Source organism: Aquamicrobium segne, from assembly GCF_042656785.1.
Taxonomy (GTDB): Bacteria; Pseudomonadota; Alphaproteobacteria; order Rhizobiales; family Rhizobiaceae; genus Mesorhizobium; species Mesorhizobium segne.
The window spans coordinates 76,312-95,423 of the sequence record NZ_JBHSLL010000019.1; the positions used below are offsets into that span (position 1 = coordinate 76,312).

Sequence of the window (19,112 nt, forward strand, 5' to 3'; positions counted from 1 at the left end):
TGATCACTCCGCAGCGTCGTGCATATCCGCTGGCCTGTCGGGGGCTGGCCTGTCAGGAAAAGTGCAGATAACGGTGGTTCCCTTATCCTCGCCGGTCTTGATGCGTACATGGCCGCCATGCAGTTCAACAAAACTTTTGACGATGGAAAGACCAAGACCGGCGCCGCGCCTGCGCCCGCCATTGACGCGTGATTCAAAGCGCTGAAACACCAGATCAAGCACATCGGGCGGCATGCCCGGCCCATCATCGTGCACGGCAAACTCGACCCCTTCGGGCACTTGTCGGCAGGTGAGGCGTATCGCGCTGCCAACAGGGGCATAATTGGCGGCATTGATGAGCAGATTATAAAGGATCTGGCGCAGCCGCACCTCGTCACTGTGGAAGCTGACCGGGGCGGTGGAAGCGTCCACGTCGAGCTTGATTGCGTGTTCCTGCAAGCGCTCGAAAACCAGCTCGGCGGTGGCTGAAATGGCTTCCTTCACATTCACCTGACGCATATCGAGCTGCATGATGCCCGCATCAATAGTGGCAAGGTCCAGAATGTCATTGACGATGGTGAGCAGCACCGATGAGGACGAGCCGATATGTTCGACATATTCGCGCTGGCGCTGTGACAGCAGCCCGGTGGCAGGCAGGGACAGCAATTCGGTAAAGCCGATGATGTTGGTCAGCGGCGAGCGCAATTCATAAGACACATGCTGGACGAAATCATTCTTGATCTGGTCGGATTTCAGCAGGGCTTCATTCTTTTCCTTTAGCGCCCGTTCGACATTGACGCTGGCGGTCACGTCGACAAAAGTGGTCATCATCTGGCCATTGGGAAGATGAATGGCTGCATAGCGCAGCACCGAGCCGGAATTGAGTTCCACCAATCCGTGCCAATTGCGCCGTTCCTCATCAAATCCGGTGATGGCGGCGACAAAGCCACCCCAGGGACTGTCCTTGGCCCGCTGGTCGCAACTGGTGCGGATCAGCGAAACATGAACATTGGGCTTAATGATACCCTCATCCAGTTCCCACAGGGCGGCAAAGGCAGGGTTGGAAAGGCGCAAACGCCCGTCAGGGCCGAACACGGCCACCCCTTCGGCCAGATTGTCCAGTGTTTCTCCCTGTACCCGCACGGCTGTTTGATAGCGGCTTTCAAGGTCGATCTTTTCGGTCAGATTCTCAAAGAGCCAGGTAACGCCACCCTTGGGTTGCGGATTGGCGACAACGCGGATTGTCTTGCCGTCGGGCAGGTGCCACCAGTGCTCCTGCGTTTCCACGGCCATATAGACGCCCAGCAGATTTTCCTTCCAGCGTCGCCATTCCGGCTGTTCGGCAATTTTGCCTTCACTGCGCAGCCGGTCAAGCAGCAGCGCATTGTCAGGCGCACTGTTGAGGAAGGCAATATCCAGCATCCATAAATTCTGGAAAGCCTGATTGAAGAAGCGCAATTTCTGGTCTGTGTCAAAAATGGCGACTGCCGTGTTGAGATGGTCGAGCGTGTCGGAATGGTTGCGCACCGTGCGTTCAAATTCCGCGCGCAACATCTCGATTTCGCTCACATCGCAGGCAAGCCCGGCAGACCCGCGTGGCCCGTTATAATGGGTAACGGAATATTGGCGGCGATCCCCGAAAGTGACCGTTGAAACTATCTGTGCAAAGATCGGGCTGGTGCGGTGTTTGTCGGCAATCATGGTGCGGGCCTGATCGCCCAAAAATTCCTTGCCCTGGCGTATGGCCTCTTGTGTGTCGGTGGTTTCGGTTGCGTGGGAATAGGCTGGATTGACCCATTTCAGGTCGCCATTTTCATCGCGCAGCCAGACAGGCATGTCGAGGCCGTCAAGCAAGCCGGTCAATGTTTCATTGCTGTCGGCCAGCCGTTTGTTTTCCAGTCGTAACCGAGCCTGACTGCGCTGGTTTTCCGATAGAGACAAAAACCGCACCAGGGTCAGGCTGGCTGCTTTGCGCCCCTGAATTTCCAGAGGTGCGCCGCCATGTGTTTCAGCCGCAATGTCAAAAGCTGTGCCTTTTTCACGAAGGGCGACAATGCTGCGTTCGAGTGTTGCGGCAGAACGCGGTGTCAGCCAGCGGCCAAAGGCCAGAAAAGTGGCGCGCTCTTCCGGTGCGCCGGCTTCCGGCGGTAACAAGCCGATCAGTTCCGGCTTCTGGGTGGCGCTGTCCCAGACAATAATGCGCTGGTCGCGCAGATTAAGAATGGCTTCCTGGCGTTGCAGGGCTGCATTGACATCGGCGATATGGGTCCGAAGCCGGACATTTTCGGCAGACATCCGCTGCCGTTCGCGGATCAGCACAATGGCTGTGATCAGTGCCGTGCCCATCACGCCGACCGACAGGGCAAGCTGGATAACTTCTGATGTGCCGATTGGCATGGCGGCGGCCTGCATTGATGTTTGTGCGTGTGCGCTTAAGGAAAACAGAGGAAATGCAAGCATGCTGGCCCCGGACGACAAGCCGAGCCTGCGCGCAACATGCAAACAGCGGGCACACAAATGGTGACCGGTGCTGTTGCTGGAATCGCTATGACCGCCCGTGATGGCTGCTCCCGCAAATAGCGGGCATTCCCCCGGCATGGTGTTGTCCTCTCCGGCCTTTTTGCAAGGACGTCCAGTCGAAAAACAGGCCTGTTGGCCCCAAACCCCTGTTTGACTGAAGCGCCACGAATCACCCCACAATACCGCCTGACCGAATCGAGGTGAAGCTGGAAGCGCGGCAAAAACAAAGCCGGGCGCAAAACCATGCGTCCGGCTCTATATGTAGTGGTGGATATAGTTTTAATTAATAGCGGTAGTGTTCCGACTTGAACGGACCCTGTGGTGTGACACCGATATAGGCAGCCTGTTCTTCTGAGAGCGTGGTCAGTTTTGCGCCAAGCTTGCCCAGATGCAGGCGGGCGACCTTCTCATCGAGATGTTTGGGCAGCACATAAACCTCGTTTTGATACGAACTGCTTTTGGTGAACAACTCGATCTGGGCTAGCACCTGATTGGCGAAGGAGGCCGACATGACAAAGCTCGGATGGCCGGTGGCGTTGCCCAGATTGAGCAGACGGCCCTCAGACAGCAGGATCATGCGCTTGCCATCGGCAAAGTGGATCATGTCCACTTGCGGCTTTACATTGGTCCATTTCAGGTTGCGCAAGGCTGCAACCTGAATTTCATTGTCGAAATGGCCGATATTGCCGACGATCACCATGTCCTTCATTGCCCGCATATGTTCGAGGCGAATGACATCCTTGTTGCCGGTGGTGGTGATGACAATATCTGCGCTGGGGGCGGCCTCCTCCAATGTCACCACTTCATAGCCGTCCATGGCTGCCTGAAGCGCACAGATCGGGTCAACTTCGGTCACCTTGACGCGCGCACCAGCACCTGAGAGCGAGGCCGCAGAGCCTTTGCCGACATCGCCATAGCCGCAGACGACAGCAACCTTGCCCGCCATCATCACATCGGTGCCGCGGCGAATGCCATCGACCAGCGATTCCTTGCAGCCATATTTATTGTCGAATTTCGACTTGGTGACCGAGTCGTTGACGTTGATGGCGGGAAACGGCAGCAGGCCCTGTTTCTGAAGCTGGTAGAGGCGGTTGACCCCGGTGGTGGTTTCTTCCGAAACACCGCGGATTGCGTCACGCTGCCGGGTGAAAAAGCCCGGAGTGGCCGCCATGCGCTTCCTGATCTGGGCAAAAAGGATTTCTTCTTCCTCGCTGCCGGGATTTTTCAACACATCTTCGCCAGCTTCAGCGCGCGCGCCCAGCAGAATATACATGGTGGCGTCGCCACCATCATCGAGGATCAGATTGGAAGGTTTTCCGTCCGGCCACTGGAAAATCCTGTCGGTATAGGTCCAGTACTCTTCCAGCGTCTCGCCCTTGACGGCAAAAACCGGAATGCCGGCATCGGCAATAGCGGCTGCGGCATGGTCTTGCGTGGAAAAGATATTGCACGACGCCCAGCGCAGTTCTGCCCCCAGCGCTTTCAGCGTCTCGATCAGCACGGCAGTCTGAATGGTCATGTGCAAGGAGCCGGTGATGCGCGCACCCTTCAAGGGCTGGCTTGCGCCAAACTCTTCGCGGCAGGCCATAAGGCCCGGCATTTCCGTTTCCGCGATCTCGATTTCCTTGCGCCCCCAATCGGCAAGCGAGATATCGGTGATCACATAATCCTTGTCGGCAGTCATGATGGTGCTCCGGTCGAAATATCGGCAGAAAATATTGATTTTCTTGGCTCTTAGCAGATCAGGCCGATAGCAACAATGGATATAAGGAAATCCTTATCTGGCAATGTCACTTTTGCGACATGGATCATTATATTTGCGCTGAAAACGGGCGCGGTTAACCGCTTGTTTACCACGTTGAGTGAATTGTGCGCTTATCGGTTCTGCGTTTCTTGTTCAGTTACAAAACATTCACGGTTTTCGGCAGGTGCCTGGTCGATCATGCCATCCGCACCTTTTTGAAGCCGGCCGATTATTAAAGGGGGTTCCGGTCTTTGGGCCGGGTTTTAAGGGGAACGGTTGTGGTGATGAGCAACAGGGCGATGAGCAACAGAAGGCCTTATCCTGGCGCATCGGCCGCAGGGCGCCAGCACAATTCCACCTCGGCACTGGATCAGATCAACGAATCTCTGGCCGCACTTGAAGAGCGCCTGCACCGCAGCCGCGCCGATATGCCGTTGCGCAAAAGCGGCCCAGATCGGGAGCGGATTTTACGCCAGTCAAATGCTGGCCCCGATGCCGATCTTGAGCGCAATTATGGGCTTGAGCGCAACTATCAGGCGCTGATGCAGGATATTGAACGGGCGCGCAGTCAGGAGGACGGTCTTGCCACGGCTGGCCGTATTGCCGGTGAATTGCAGGGTTTGCGCAATGATCTGCGCCAGCAGATGACAAAAGGCCTGCAGCGCGAATTTGAAGTGCTGCGTCAGGATATTGATCACGCTTTCCATTCAGGCAAGGGAGCAGATGAAAGCGTGCGTCTTGGCCGTGAACTGGAGCGGCTTTCCAGCACGGTTCAGGATTTGGCGCATAAAAATGACGATCGCGGCATTGGCCTCATGCGCCTGGAGCTTGAGCAACTCAGGGCACGGATCGAGACGCTGGCCAGCGAGGAAAGTGTACAGGCGGTCGGGCGTCGCTGGGAAGAGTTCGACCGGCGCTGGTCGGCTTTTGAACACCGCTTTGAGGCCGGTAAAGATCAGCAACATTCAGAACCGGCGCTGGCTCTGCTCAATCAGCGGCTGGAGGAGATTGCACGTGCGGTCGATATTCTGCCGCAGTCGCTTTCGCAGCCTTCGCTGGAAAAAAAGCTGCATGCGCTGGCGCTGGCGGTTGATCAGATAGCCAGCCGTTGTTCTGCGCCGCAAGACATGCTGGGCCTGATTGATGAGCGCCTGGACGAAATCTCGCGCGCTATTGTCGCCTCTACGGTTGCGGCGCAGGCAAACAGTTTTGACGCCACAGTGCTGGAGCGGATCGAGGACCGCATTGCGGCGCTGGCGGGACAGATCGAGGAGGTGGCGCAGGACCGCCAGCAAGCCGAAATCATGGAACGGTTGACCCTGCTGTCTGAGCGCGTGGATGAAATGGCGGTAGAAAGCCATCTGCCTGAAGATGTTCTGGTGCGCTTTGCCGACCAGATTGCAGCCATTGCCGATCGTGTTGACCAGGCGCCGCAGCTTCCTGATCTGGGGCCTTTGCTGGAAGGGCTGGAGCAGCGTTTTGATCTGTTTGCCGCCTCGATGGATCGCCGCCAGAGTGAGGCGGTCGAGCAGGGCAATATCATTTTTCGTGATCTGGAGCGCAGGCTGGATGATGTGGCCCAGCGTCTGGATCGCTCTGAGGCGATACCTGCTTTTGATCCCGCAGAAGTGATTGAGGCCATCGATGCCCGCTTTGCTGCGCTGACTCGTGAACTGGATGACCGTGAACCGGCAGGACAGCAGGCGATTGCCGGTCTTGAAATGCGCCTTGCCGGTATTTCACAGCAGCTTGATGATTCTGCCGAGCGTTTTGGGGGTATTGACCCGGAACTGATCCGCAGTCTGGAAGCGCAGGTGGCAGGATTGTCTGCTCATCTTTCCATGCCGGGTGCACCGCTTCCTGATTTTGAGGATATCAGCCCGCGCCTGAGCCAGATCGAACAATCGCTGGCTGGCACACGCGAGACCGTTTTAGAGGCTGCCCGTGAGGCGACAGAACGCGCTGTTCAGGCAATCGTGGCCGAAGGTGCGGGGGGAGGGCATGAACATGCCGCCGTTGCCGGCCTTGCTCAGGATCTCAAGACGCTGGAAGCGCTGACGCGCCGCTCTGATGACCGCAATGCGCGCACTTTTGAAGCCATCCACGACACGCTTTTGAAAATTGTTGATCGGCTGGGCTCGCTGGAAACGGTTAAAGCCTCTCAGGAGACGCCGGAACAGGCACCCAAGATTGCGCTTGATACTGCACCGGAACCGGGCGTGGAGGTACTGGCTGAGGAGGGCAAAACCCTGCTCGATCATGCCATGGATGCGCAAGTGCCGTCGCCCGCGCCTGCAAAGGCTGCCGATGACGAGAGCACGCGCAAAAACTCCTTGTTTGGCGGTTTTTCCCGGGCTTTCCGCAAGGAGGCCGCGCTCAAGCCTGAAGAGGCGCTGAAAGCGCATGAAAGTGTTGAACCGGAACTGGATGAGCCGCTGGAGCCTTTGCTGGTCAATACACCGCTGGAGCCGGGTTCGGGGACGCCGGACCTGAATGCCATTCTCAAGCGGGTGCGCGATGAGCGCGGGGTTGCAGACATGCCTGCAACCGGGGATGCGGCCCGCTCGGACTTCATTGCCGCAGCGCGTCGTGCCGCACAGGCGGCAGCCACAGAAGCTGCAACGCTGAACCGCGAGCCGGGCCCTGACGACACAGGCAAGGCTGCGCGCATGAGTGATGGGCTCAAGGCGCGCCGTAAACCGGTTTTGATGGCTGCGGGTGCGATTGTTCTGGCTCTGGCAGGTTTGCAGTTTGGCAAGAGCTATCTTGCCGGTGGCGAGCAGGTTTCAACTGTTGCCCATGCGCCGGTTACGGTTGAACAGGCCATTGCAGAAGAAAAATCTGCGGAGGCGGTTGAAGCGCCGCTGGCTGAACCAACTCGCATTGTCGAACCTGTGCGCTTGAGTGATGCGCAGGTCGCACCAGCAGTGCAGGACAAAACCCCTGTAACTGACGCCTTGCCGGAAACCGGCTTGTCTGAAAACAGCCAGCCAGACGATCTGTCCGTGCAGGCCGAGGTGGCAGGTCTTGCTGCGCCAGATGAAGCAGAGCTTGCCGATGCCGCCTTGACTGACACAGTGTCCACCGCGGCAATTTCGCCCGTATCCTTGCCGGTATCGCCACTTTTGCACGATATTCCAGTCAGTGTCGGGACGCCTGTCTTGCGGGAAGCCGCAGCTGCAGGAGATGCCAAGGCATTGTTTGAAATTGGGGCGCATTATGCGGAAGGGCGCGGTGTCAGCGAAGACTTGTCTGCGGCTGCACAATGGTATGAGCAGGCTGCCGAACTGGGGCTTGCTCCGGCGCAGTACCGGATTGGCAATTTCTATGAAAAGGGCACCGGTGTTGCGCGTGATATCGGCAAAGCCCGCAAATGGTATGAGATGGCGGCAAAGCAGGGCAATGCCAGCGCCATGCACAATCTGGCTGTTTTGCTGACGATGGGGACAGACGGTGCAGCTGACAATGCCGGCGCAGTGCGCTGGTTCAAGGCTGCTGCCGACCTTGGTGTCAAGGACAGCCAGTTCAATCTGGGCATTCTTGCCGCCAAGGGCGTGGGAATGGCGCAAAATCTTGAAGATTCCTACAAATGGTTTTCGCTGGTGGCCAAGACCGGAGACAAGGATGCTGCCTCCAAGCGCGATGAGATTGCCAGGGCGTTGCGGCCCGAACAGCTTGAAAAGGCCCGCCAGACGGCAGAATTGTGGGAAGCCAGAGAGCTTGATCTTGATGCCAATGGCGTCACCATTCCTGACGCCTGGGTGGGTGAGCCTGTCACCACGGCCTCTGTCGATATGAAAAAGGCCGTGCGTAATATCCAGGCCATCCTCAACAAGAACGGCTATGCAGCCGGGGCGATTGACGGGGCAATGGGGGACAAGACCAGACAGGCGATTGCTGCCTTTCAGGCCGACAATGGACTGCCCGCAACCGGTGAGGTGGATGAAAAGCTGATCGAGGCCCTGCTGGCAAAGAATTAGGGTCCTGATCCTAGAGCGTGTCGCAATCTTTCAGATTTACGCGACCTGCTTTAAGCCTATGTTTTTACGCATGTCTTTATCCCGAAACTGGTTCCCAGTTCGGGAGACAGGCTTTAGATAAGGCATGCGTGAAAATAAAATGCTCTGTCTATTTTATCTGCCGCTTTTTGCGTCATCGGACAAATAAGTGCAGCAGGTGTCGTTATTGCGATGCCCTGCCTTATATTCGACCATATATTTTCTTGTTAACTGATTGAGATATTTTTGATTTTATCTTCAGGGCCTGCAAAAATTGCGGCAGTGGTTCCTGTGCAAGAAGCGGTTAGCTTTTCGGTGCTATGATAAGTCCCGGAAGCGAGGGTCGATTGGAAGAGACGGGTGGGCATTTATCTCCCGATTGCGGAAATTTCCGTTAACATTTTTGTATTGCTGGCAATGGGTGCAGCAGTCGGCTTTCTGTCGGGCCTGTTTGGGGTTGGCGGGGGTTTTCTCATCACGCCTCTGCTGATTTTTTATAATATTCCACCAGCCATCGCGGTTGCCACCGGCGCCAATCAGGTGATCGGCTCCTCTTTTTCGGGGGCCATGTCTCACATGAAGCGGGGTACACTTGATTTCAGATTGGCTTTTATGCTGCTGGCAGGCGGTGTCGTTGGCTCAACGGCTGGCGTTTATGTGTTTTCGCTGTTGCGAAGTCTTGGTCAACTCGACCTGCTCATTTCACTGCTTTATGTCATCCTGCTCGGTTCTGTCGGCTCTTTGATGCTGATCGAAAGCCTCAAATCCTTACGGGCTTCGCGAGGCGGCACACCCGTGAGTCTGAAACGCCCCGGTCAGCATAACTGGATTCACCGCCTGCCACTCAAGATGCGGTTTCGCACCTCCAAGCTGTATGTCAGCATTATTCCCGTGCTCGGCATTGGAGCCATTATTGGTTTCCTGTCGTCCATCATGGGGGTAGGCGGCGGCTTCATCATGGTGCCGGCGCTGATCTATCTGCTGCGTGTGCCCACCAATGTGGTTGTGGGAACGTCCCTGTTCCAGATCATTTTTACATCGGCCTATACGACGCTCATTCATGCCACGACCAATTTCACGGTTGATATTGTGCTGGCCCTGCTTTTGATGGTCGGCGGGGTTGCCGGGGCGCAATATGGGGTCAAGGCCGGTCAGAAATTGCGTGGCGAGCAATTGCGGGCGCTGCTGGCGCTGCTGGTGCTGGCTGTGGCGTTGCGTCTGGCGGTTGATCTGTTCCTGGAACCGGCCAATATCTATTCGCTCAGCATTCCGGGAATGGGCTGATGAAGAGCGGCCTGTCAATCTTGCGGTTTTTTCTGGTACTGGCGGGGATCTTTGCCAGTGTGCTCCATGCGGCAGGACAGGCGCCTGAGACGATCAACCCTGAAGGCCTTCAGATCGGACTTTCGACCGAGCAGATTGCAATAACGGCTGGCTTTTCAGGGGCGGACCTCACCATTTTCGGGTCGCTTGAAAATGGTGATCCCGAAGTGGCCCGGCAGGGGCGCTATGATGTGATCGTGGTTCTGGAGGGACCGTCCAGGCGCATTGTTGTGCGTCGCAAGGCCCGTGTGCTGGGCATATGGATCAACCTTCAATCTGAAGAATTTGAAAATGTGCCGGTTTCTTATTCGGTAGCCACGACACGGCCGTTTCAGGACATTACCGAGCCGGTCAGCTATCGCCAGCTTTCGCTGGGCGTCAATAATATCTATCTCCAGCCTGTCGATGCAGAAGGCGCCCCGCTCACTATTGCTGAGTTTACTCAGGCGCTGCGAGAGCGAAAGGTTGCTGACGGGCTTTACAGCGAAAATGTAGGCGGGGTGCGTTTTTTGTCGCAAAACCTGTTTCGTGCAACCGTGCGCCTTGCGCCTGATGCTCCCGTCGGCACCCATAAGGCGCGGGCCTTCCTGTTTAAAAACGGTGTGTTTGTGAAGGAAAGCTCAGCCCAGCTTGAAATTCGCAAGGCAGGTTTTGAGCAGGCCGTGTTTCGCCTCGCCCATAATCATGGTTTCTTTTATGGTGTGCTTTCTGTGGCGCTGGCAATGGGCGTGGGCTGGCTGGGCAGCGTTGTCTTCCGCAGGGATTAAAGCATTTCATCCGTTTTTCGTAAAAACAAAGAAATGCTTCAGGCAGTTACGGATTGGGTGAAACCCTGATCTCGTAAATATCGATGGCTTTGCCCTGATTGTCGACATCGGAATTGATGGCGATGGTACCGGCTGCGCCTGCGCGCTTGTCTGGCAATTGCACGTCAAACAGATATTCGTTGCGCTCGCGCCCAACCTCATAGCGTTTGCGGCCACAATCGCCCAGCTCACCAAAATTGCAGTCGATCGCAATTTGCGTTGTCTGGCTGTCTTCGGCGCGCGCCACCAGAACGAAGACCGCATGGGTGCCTGCAATTTCATCAAGAATGCCCTGGCCCACATCAAAGGAAATGGCAGAACCGGATGCGCCTGAGCGCAGGCGCAAAAATGTGCCGCTGTCATCTTCCATCACCTGTGCGCTGGCGTCAGCCGGGCTGGAGACAGTTGTCGGATCAAGAGGTGAAAAGACGGTGATCCATTCACCCGAAAATGTCTCCTGCCCGGCTCTGAGCGGTGTGCTTGTCCCGGAGGGTGAAAAATCCTCGTCCTCGACTGTTGCCGGAGGCACCGGCACTTCGCCGCGCTGTTCAGCCGTGCGCAGTGCGCCCGATTGCAGCAGCCACCATGCGCCAAGGCCGATGACGGCAAGCAGCGTGAGGATGGAAAACAGCGCAGGCAGACCCCGTTTGCGTGGCCGCCGCTGACGGGGCGCACGGTCAGGCTTTGGCTTGGCAATTGTGCGTGGCAGCGGGCCTTCGGGAATGATGTCGGGAACAACGGGTATCACATGGTCACTGGATGCGGCTGTATCGCGGCTGGGGACCGTGTTGAGGAATGTGGATTCATCTGGCTGCTGCGGGGTCACAGATGGTTCCTCAGGTGCATTGATGCCCGGATTTTCGCTGTCTTGAGAGGTCGCTGTTCTTATATTTGCCGGCGGCAGAAACTGCATCTCGATTTCAGCAACCTTGGCCTGCATGGCCTTGCGGCGGTTGATCGCTGTCTCAACCGTGACGCCGGGATTGGCCTGCAAGGCACGGTCGAGCGCAGCAAAAGCTGAGCGGTACACCTTCTCGCGGAAGGCCCGGTTTCCGGCATCACCTTTTTCAAGCGCATTCCGAATCGCTTTTTCGATCGGGTCCAAACCGAAATCCTTGTGAAAGATACACTATCGTGATGGTTACCTGCAGAATGCGGATCAATCAATGTTGTTGACGAGTTCCAACAAATTGTCTTGAATTTCATAAGAGCATCTTGAAATCATGCAGGCTTGCAGCTATCACGCCCGCATTCTCGGAGAATACGCTTTTCCGGGCCGCTTTAGCTCAGTTGGTAGAGCACATCATTCGTAATGATGGGGTCAGGTGTTCGAGTCACCTAAGCGGCACCATTTCTCATCCGTTCTGTCAATTTTTATTTCTGCCCAGCCAGACGACTTTCTGTCGGGCCGGCTGATATGGCTTTCCAGGCCTGGCAATTGTGATCCTGCCTCCGATAAGATATATTTTGCATTGCTCTTTTTGATGTTGACGTAAAGTTCCCACGTGCAATCATCCTGTCTTTGCGCTTTCTAGACACGAGAATCCATCATGCCTTTCAACGAACGCTCAAAACACATCACGCAAGGTGTGGCCCGCTCCCCCAATCGGGCCATGTATTATGCGCTGGGCTATGAAAAGGCTGATTTTGACAAGCCGATGATTGGCATTGCCAATGGCCATTCCACCATCACGCCCTGCAATGCCGGTCTCCAGCCGCTGGCGGATGCTGCTGTTCTTGCGATCAAGGGAGCAGGCGCCAATCCGCAGACATTTGGCACCCCCACCATTTCAGATGGCATGTCGATGGGCACTGAAGGCATGAAATATTCTCTCGTGTCACGCGAGGTCATTGCTGATTGCGTGGAGCTTTCCGTGCAGGGCCAGTGGATGGACGGGGTTCTGGTGCTGGGCGGCTGCGACAAGAATATGCCGGGCGGCATGATTGGTATTTTACGCGCCAATGCGCCAGCCATCTATGTTTATGGCGGCACCATCAAACCCGGCCGCTGGAAAGGCGAGGATCTGTCCATTGTCTCGGCCTTTGAGGCCGTTGGCGCTTTCATGGCTGGCACGATGAGCAAGGAGGATTTTGAAGGTATTGAGCAAAATGCCTGCCCGACAACCGGCTCCTGTGGCGGCATGTATACGGCCAATACGATGAGTTCTTCCTTTGAAGCGCTTGGCATGTCGCTGCTTTATTCTTCGACAATGGCCAGTCCCGATCAGGAGAAGCTGGAAAGTGCGGCAGAATCTGGCCGCATACTGGTCGAGGCGGTGAAGAAAAATATCAAGCCACGCGACATCATCACACGTCAGAGCATTGAAAATGCAGTGGCGCTGATCATGGCCATTGGCGGTTCAACCAATGCGGTTCTGCATTATCTGGCGATCGCGCAGGCAGCCGAAATTGACTGGACGCTGGACGACTTTGAGCGTGTGCGCCGCAAAGTGCCGGTGCTGTGTGACTTAAAACCTTCAGGCAAATATATGGCGGTTGACCTGCATCAGGCTGGCGGCATTCCCCAGGTGTTGAAAATCCTGCTCAAGGAAGGGCTGATCCATGGCGATTGCCTGACCATTACCGGTCGCACATTGGCTGAAGAGCTGGCCCATGTGCCCGATACGCCACGCACTGACCAGCATGTCATCATGCCGTTTGACAAAGCACTTTATGCGCAAGGCCATCTGGCTGTCTTGAAGGGCAATCTGGCTGAAGATGGTGCCGTGGCCAAGATCACCGGTCTGAAAAGCCCGGTCATTACCGGCCCGGCCCGTGTGTTTGATGATGAGCAATCGGCCATGGATGCCATTCTTGCCGACAAGATCAAGGCAGGCGATATCGTGGTGCTGCGCTATCTGGGGCCAAAGGGCGGTCCGGGCATGCCCGAAATGCTGGCCCCCACTTCAGCACTGGTCGGGCGCGGGCTTGGCGAAACGGTTGGCCTCATCACGGATGGGCGCTTTTCGGGCGGCACCTGGGGCATGGTGGTCGGTCATGTCGCGCCAGAAGCCTATGAGGGCGGCACCATTGCACTGGTCGAAGAAGGCGACACCATCACTATTGATGCATATAAGCTGCTTTTGCATCTGCATGTGGATGAGGCAGAGCTTTCCAGGCGACGGGCTGCATGGAAGCAGCCGCAACCACGCTACAGGCGCGGTGTTTTAGCCAAATTCGCAACCCTTGCCCGCCCTGCCAATGAGGGAGCGATTACTGGCTAAAGCGTATCGCAATCTTTCAGATTCACGCGACCCGCTTTAAGCTTTTGTTTTTACGCATGTCTTTATCCCAAAACTGGTTCTCAAGTCTCGGGAGACAGGCTTTAGAGCATGATCCCGAGCCGGGATCATGCCTTATGCAATTTCGTGAATTTTTACGGATGGCACGATTTGCGCGGCAATTTCGCATAAATGCCGGTGATGGGTCAGGTAAATAACCTGTCCGACATGCGCCATCTGCTCAAACAGCCGAAACACCTCCTCAGAGCGCGGCTCGTCGAATGTCTCCATAATGTCGTCGGCGATAAAGGGAACCGAAGGCCGGGACGCGGCAAATTCCTCATAACCGGCAAGGCGCAACGCCAGATAAAGCTGAAACCGTGTTCCCTTTGACATTTCGCTTGCCAGTCGCGAACCGCCATGGCGTGACAAGCCGATCAATGTTTCGCGCTCCTTGTCAGAACGTGTGGCAAGGCCGGAATACTCATTACGGGTGATCAGCCGAAACGCTTCGGAGGCCCGGTTCATCATGGCGCTGCGGTGTTTGTCGCGATAGGCGCGAATACCATGCTCAACGACAAGGCTGCCCGTTTTGAGGCGCAGATATTGGAGCGCGCGCTCTTCCATCTCCAGAAACAGCGTCTGCCGTTTGGCCATAAGCCGCGCAACCTCATCATCGCCATCAATGGTGTTCAGTGCATCATTTGCGCGCGCCTTGTTGGCAAACAGGTCTTTTGCCCGCTGATCAAGGTCTTCAAGGCTCGCTTGCAATTGAGCCTGTTCGCGTTGCAATTCAGGCCCGTTCATGTCTGCCAGGCTGGTGAGCACAGCATCCAGCGATGGTAGCTGCATATCGCTTACAATCTGCTGTTCAAGCCTGCTTTGCTGCTTGATCAACTCATCCCTTTTGCCGCAAGCCTCTAGCGCCTTTTGGGCTTCGGCCAGCGTATCGAGTTGGAAAAACTCTGTCAGTTGCCTGCTGCGCACTTCATGAAGCGCAATCTTGTCTTCCAGTTCCTCGCGCTCTGCTGCAAGAGCGGCAAGAATGGCCTCATATTCCTGCTGCTTTGCCCTGGCCCGTCTGGTTTCCTCGTGGCGCAGGCTCAGGGCTTTGGCGGCACTGACCGGGTTGCTGGCGTCAAATTGATCCCCGAGCCGCTCATAAAGCTGGCCAATGGCATGGACAAATGCCTTCCGGTCAGCCTGCATGGCCGCAATGCGGTGTTGCATGTCGGCATTTTCGCGCAAGGCGTCGGGCAGGCTGGCGACAGTATCGAGAATTTCACGAACCGCACCGATGCTGTTGTGTTGATCTGAAAACCAGGTGCCTGCAAGGGCTTCCAGCCAGCGTTTTTGCCACAGATCGGCTTTGGCTGTGGCATGATCAACTGCGGCTTTGCGGGAAACAAGATTTGCCTCCAGATCGCTTGCGCGCTTGTCTGCCTCCAGTTGTCTTGCTTGCATCTGTGTCTGGGCGGCAAGCATTGTGTCGGCCGCCTGCCGCAAGGCTGCAAGATCAAGACCATCAACCGCGATCCCGACTTTTGTCAGGATTGCGCCAAGTCCACCCTGTATGGACGCCAGAGCCGTGTGCGCCTCCTTAGCGTCCCGCAGGCTCTGACGCAGTTCCTCCCATGCCAGCAGCGCCGCCGCATGAGCCTCCATCCATTGTCTGATGCTTGCCAGCCATGATCCGGGCGTTAGAGCATCGGACCAAAAAGTGGAATCGGTTTTTGGATGATTCCGATGCTCATTCAAAGAGTTAGAGCGTCCTTTGTGCGTCCGACAGGACGCACGGCGCTCTAGCTGGTCGTCAAGTTTGATTTCAGCCGGTGTTTGTGCCCTGATCTCACATTTCAGGGCTTGCAACTCGTCATCGACGTCTTGCAGCAGATGCTGCTGGCGGGTGCGGCGTGCCCGGGTTGTCGCCAGCCTCGCAGACAGGGTTCGCAATTCTTCAAGCTCTCTGGCGCTGTTGAGGCGTGCAGCAATAACAGCATCATTCTTGCGCATCTGCGCTTCAAAATGATCGGCTGATTCCCGGTCGAGCATGTTCAGATGCTGTGCCCAGGCAGCGTCACGCGCGCCAAGAACAGCATTTGCTGCCTCATCCTCCATGATATCGGTTGCACTGCGAAGTGCAGCCCATCTTGCTTCTTCTTCCTCCAGCGTGCTTGCAAGCTCTCTGTCATGCTCCATGATCCGGGCGCGACGCCTGGCAAGGTCATTGGCCCGTTGCTGCCAGTCTTCAAGAAGGCTTGTTGCAACAGGCATGATCTTGCAAAGCGCATCGCCATCCCCCGACCATGGGTGAAGCCGGGCTGTGATATCGGAAAAATTCTGGCGTCTGGCTGAAACCGCCCGTTCGGCAAGGCGCAATTCGGCAATGAGATTGCCATCGTGCAACTGCGCCAGCAATGATTGCAACGCCGCACTCATGCCTGCGTCAAGCCGGGTGCCCTGACCATCAAGAGCCTGCCGGTCGCGCTGTTCTTTTTCAAGCGCCTGGCGGGCCGCGTCATGTTCCTGTCTGGCCGTGTGCAAGGCCACCTCAATGCCGGATTGTTCGCTGATCAGATCACGCAAGATTCCAAGCGTCGCCACCGGAACCAGCAGCGTTTTGGGGTCATCAATGTCTGACTGGCCAAGCTTGGCCAGGATAAGATCAAGCCTGCGTTTTGCCTCCAGCAATGCGGCCTGTCTTTTGGGCAGGTCTTCTTCTGCGGTTATATAGCGGCTGGTGGCCTCGTTCAGTTCTTCAAGGCGATCTTCCATTTCAAGCAGGCGGCTTTCAACCACGATGCGGCTTTGTTCTTCACATGCCTTTTGCTCTCGCTGAACAAGACCGGCCTGTCTGGTTTGAAGTCGTGCCTCTTCGATAATCAAATCGGAAATTGTTGTGGCCCATTCTGCGGGAGGCTGGGGCAAATCCTCAAATTCGGCAAGCCGGGCTGTTCCCCGCGCATAGTCGAGTGTCAGAGGATAGACGCGCAAAATGCGCGCGATCTGGTCATTGCGTGCTTTTGCGGCGCCAAACTCCTCCATGACCTCATCATAAGCCGTTGTTGCCTGTTCAAGCGCGCTCACCAGGTTTCGATATGTTGAGGCTTGCGTGTCAATTTCATCGCACTGGGCTTTAAGCTCGCCAATCTGCTGCTTGAGAAGCGCAATCTTCGTGCTTCTGGCCCGTTTACGATAGAGGCCATCGGCCTCTGAAATGGCGGCTTCCAATATGGAATTGACCCCGGAAAGGCCAGCACTTGCCGAAAACAGCAATTCACCCAGATCACCCTTGCTTGCAAGAATGGCATTGCCGCCCTCTTCCAGCGTCTGATCATCAAGCGAAAACATCATGCGGTAGGTGTCGCGCGTCAGGCCGGCCAGCGGCACGCTCAGCAGCGCTTCATTGACCGGCTGGCCCTGAACATCCTGCAAGGAATTGGCGCGCTGCTTGAGGCGCCTGAATTCATGTTCCTGCCCGCCAAATTCCAGACAGGCGCCGATTTCCATGGCTTTGCCCTGATGCAGGAAACCATATGTCGTGCGCTCTTCAATGCCGAATAACAGATCGATATAGGCTGACAAGGAGGTCGATTTTCCTGCCTCATTTAGCCCGTAAATAATGTGAAAATCCGGTGTTGCGGCGACATGTTCGCCAAAGTCGATCGAATAATCAGTAAATTTCCCGTAGCGGGTAAGATCAAGACGGCGCAGGCGCATCAGTTACTCACCGATGTATCCAGCTTCAGCCGGGCCAGCATGTCCTGACTTCCTTCTGCAAGCAATTGATCAATAAGAGCCTCAAATGCGCTTTCACTATCGCCACTAAAACCGCGAGCCTCATGAGGCAGATCCGCCCGCAATTCCATAACCATCTCATGAATGGTCTGGCGAATGCCATGCTGGTGGAGAATGTCGTTCTGGATCAGTTCGCCCAGTTCCAGAACCGGGTCGGCGCTCAGGCTGCCAGAAAAAGTGGCGGCCGGGGCTGTGGTTGTGATCCCGATTTTTTCAATCCAGGTTTTATGAAAACCCTCAGCGCGCTGTTCGGCTTCTGCCAGTAGCAGATCACGGTCCCGGCGCAATTGCCATGACAAGGCGGTTGTGCCGGTCAGGTGCAGACGCCCGACCAGATGGGCCGAGCGTGTCTGGTCGCGGGCCTTGCCGATGCCTGTCTCAATAAATTCAAGGGCGTCCTGCCATGTCTGCGCTGTCGAAAGGTCGATTGCTATGCGCTCAAACTGGGCAATGCTGGTTGGCCGTTCTTCAATTGTCAGGCTGCGATCATCATGAACGGTTACAAGGGTAACGGTTTTTTCTCCTGCTTCATTGATGTCGCGCCCCTGTGGCATGCCCGGCATGATGATTGTACTGTCCCCGACATGTTGCGCCCGCATGTGGATATGGCCCAGTGCCCAGTAATCAAAACCCCAGCCATGCAGGTCCGATGCTTTGCAAGGGGCGTAAAGATCATGGCCTTGCGCACCGTCAAGGCTGGTGTGCATGATGCCGATATTGACTGCATCCGGTGTCGGGCGGGCATATTTTTCGAGCAGACTTTCAGGGGCATGGGGCTTGGAAAAGCTCAGGCCGTGGATGGCAACAGCCAGATTGCCGCTGACAAGATCAACAGTTCCCGCCCGGCCGGAAAAGCGTCTGACCGATGAGGGCAGGTCCAGTTCCTGTGTGATTTTCGACATGGCATCGTGATTGCCACGAATGATGAAGGTTTCAATGCCCGCTTCATGCAAGCGGTGCATCTGACTGGCAAGAAAGCGCGCCGTTTTCATTGATGTCTGGTCGCCATCATAAAGATCACCGGCAATGATCAGGGCGTCCACCTGTTCTTCCATACATAAATCAACAATGGCGATTAGGGCCTGACGTGTTGCATCGCTGACCAGCGCGGCAAGGTCGGGGCTGCGCATGGCCAGTGAGCGCAAGGGAGAATCAAGATGCAGATCAGCCGTGTGAACAAATCGAAAGGGCATGCAGCAAAGGGCTTTCAGATCAGTTTGGTATTGAGAGCTATCTTATCTGCCTCAGTCTCAAGGGGCCAGTACGGGCTTTCAAAGCATTTTGTGAGTACAGATGATTCCATCTGTACTCACAAAATGCTTTAGTATTTCTGATGAGAAAAAATATGGACAGCTTTACCGGAGGATGCCTTTGCGGAAAAGTCCGGCTTGTGGCGTCAGGCCGCCCCTGCCGGGTCGGCTTGTGCCATTGTCTGGATTGCCGAAAGCATCATGGGGCGCTTTTCCATGCTTCTGCAATATTTCCGCAAGAGGCAGTAACGGTTGAAGGGGCAACGCATAGCTATAAGGGACGCTATTTTTGCCCCGATTGCGGCTCTTCTGTTTTTGCGCGTACCGGTGATGAAGTTGAGGTGAACCTTGGTTCACTTGATGCGCCAGACCAGTTGCAACCAACCTATGAATTATGGACCATTCGCCGTGAAGGGTGGTTGCCACCATTTCCGCTCAGGAAACATTATGAGCGTGATCGTGACACGCTCTAA

10 protein-coding genes and 1 tRNA gene are annotated in these 19,112 nt (G+C 55.9%); 6 read left to right on the forward strand and 5 right to left on the reverse strand.

From position 1 onward, the window contains the following. Nucleotides 1-3: 3 nt before the first annotated feature. Both ACFPLB_RS07935 and ahcY read right to left on the reverse strand, forming a co-directional pair. On the reverse strand, nucleotides 4-2,577 hold the full coding sequence (locus tag ACFPLB_RS07935; RefSeq protein WP_378228824.1) for a sensor histidine kinase: 2,574 nt from the start codon (nucleotides 2,575-2,577) through the stop codon (nucleotides 4-6). Nucleotides 2,578-2,782: 205 nt separating this feature from the next. Continuing rightward, nucleotides 2,783-4,183: an adenosylhomocysteinase gene (ahcY, locus tag ACFPLB_RS07940; protein WP_378228825.1), complete on the reverse strand. Its 1,401-nt coding sequence runs from the start codon at nucleotides 4,181-4,183 to the stop codon at nucleotides 2,783-2,785. A gap of 359 nt (nucleotides 4,184-4,542) precedes the next feature. Here ahcY and ACFPLB_RS07945 point away from each other — a divergent pair, with 359 nt between their 5' ends. From ACFPLB_RS07945 to ACFPLB_RS07955, 3 genes are all read left to right on the forward strand, one after another. Continuing rightward, a complete protein-coding gene (locus ACFPLB_RS07945; protein ID WP_378228826.1) occupies nucleotides 4,543-8,223 on the forward strand; it encodes a peptidoglycan-binding protein in 3,681 nt (1,226 codons plus the stop codon). 378 nt (nucleotides 8,224-8,601) lie between these two features. Beyond that, nucleotides 8,602-9,525: a sulfite exporter TauE/SafE family protein gene (locus ACFPLB_RS07950; RefSeq protein ID WP_378228827.1), complete on the forward strand. Its 924-nt coding sequence runs from the start codon at nucleotides 8,602-8,604 to the stop codon at nucleotides 9,523-9,525. Further along, entirely contained in the window at nucleotides 9,525-10,331 is an 807-nt protein-coding gene (locus ACFPLB_RS07955; RefSeq protein WP_378228828.1) for a TIGR02186 family protein, read from the forward strand. Before ACFPLB_RS07950 ends, ACFPLB_RS07955 begins: the two co-directional genes overlap by 1 nt. Nucleotides 10,332-10,377: 46 nt before the next feature. Here the strand turns inward: ACFPLB_RS07955 and ACFPLB_RS07960 are convergent, their stop codons facing one another. Beyond that, nucleotides 10,378-11,475 (reverse strand): hypothetical protein, encoded by a 1,098-nt coding sequence (locus ACFPLB_RS07960; protein WP_378228829.1) that lies wholly within the window; start codon nucleotides 11,473-11,475, stop codon nucleotides 10,378-10,380. A 170-nt stretch (nucleotides 11,476-11,645) separates the two neighbouring features. Between ACFPLB_RS07960 and ACFPLB_RS07965 the strand changes: the two genes are divergently transcribed. Then, nucleotides 11,646-11,721, forward strand: a tRNA-Thr gene (locus ACFPLB_RS07965). Nucleotides 11,722-11,920: 199 nt separating this feature from the next. Continuing rightward, the gene (ilvD, locus tag ACFPLB_RS07970) at nucleotides 11,921-13,594 is read left to right on the forward strand and encodes a dihydroxy-acid dehydratase (protein ID WP_378228830.1); all 1,674 of its coding nucleotides are present in this window, start codon (nucleotides 11,921-11,923) and stop codon (nucleotides 13,592-13,594) included. A gap of 132 nt (nucleotides 13,595-13,726) precedes the next feature. On the opposite strand, the gene ACFPLB_RS07975 is transcribed toward ilvD, so the two are convergent. Beyond that, complete coding sequence (locus tag ACFPLB_RS07975) at nucleotides 13,727-17,311, reverse strand: AAA family ATPase (RefSeq protein WP_378228831.1); 3,585 nt, start codon at nucleotides 17,309-17,311, stop codon at nucleotides 13,727-13,729. Further along, a complete protein-coding gene (locus ACFPLB_RS07980) occupies nucleotides 17,311-18,582 on the reverse strand; it encodes a metallophosphoesterase family protein (protein ID WP_378228832.1) in 1,272 nt (423 codons plus the stop codon). Before ACFPLB_RS07980 ends, ACFPLB_RS07975 begins: the two co-directional genes overlap by 1 nt. A gap of 152 nt (nucleotides 18,583-18,734) precedes the next feature. On the opposite strand from ACFPLB_RS07980, the gene ACFPLB_RS07985 reads away from it, so the two are divergent. Continuing rightward, on the forward strand, nucleotides 18,735-19,112 hold the full coding sequence (locus ACFPLB_RS07985) for a GFA family protein (protein ID WP_378228833.1): 378 nt from the start codon (nucleotides 18,735-18,737) through the stop codon (nucleotides 19,110-19,112).

Coding starts and splice junctions, on each gene's coding strand:
- ACFPLB_RS07935 (WP_378228824.1), bottom strand. CDS start 2,577: ATGCCGGGGGAATGCCCGCTATTTGCGGGAGCAGCCATCACGGGCGGT.
- ahcY (WP_378228825.1), bottom strand. CDS start 4,183: ATGACTGCCGACAAGGATTATGTGATCACCGATATCTCGCTTGCCGAT.
- ACFPLB_RS07945 (WP_378228826.1), top strand. CDS start 4,543: ATGAGCAACAGAAGGCCTTATCCTGGCGCATCGGCCGCAGGGCGCCAG.
- ACFPLB_RS07955 (WP_378228828.1), top strand. CDS start 9,525: ATGAAGAGCGGCCTGTCAATCTTGCGGTTTTTTCTGGTACTGGCGGGG.
- ilvD (WP_378228830.1), top strand. CDS start 11,921: ATGCCTTTCAACGAACGCTCAAAACACATCACGCAAGGTGTGGCCCGC.
- ACFPLB_RS07975 (WP_378228831.1), bottom strand. CDS start 17,311: ATGCGCCTGCGCCGTCTTGATCTTACCCGCTACGGGAAATTTACTGAT.
- ACFPLB_RS07980 (WP_378228832.1), bottom strand. CDS start 18,582: ATGCCCTTTCGATTTGTTCACACGGCTGATCTGCATCTTGATTCTCCC.
- ACFPLB_RS07985 (WP_378228833.1), top strand. CDS start 18,735: ATGGACAGCTTTACCGGAGGATGCCTTTGCGGAAAAGTCCGGCTTGTG.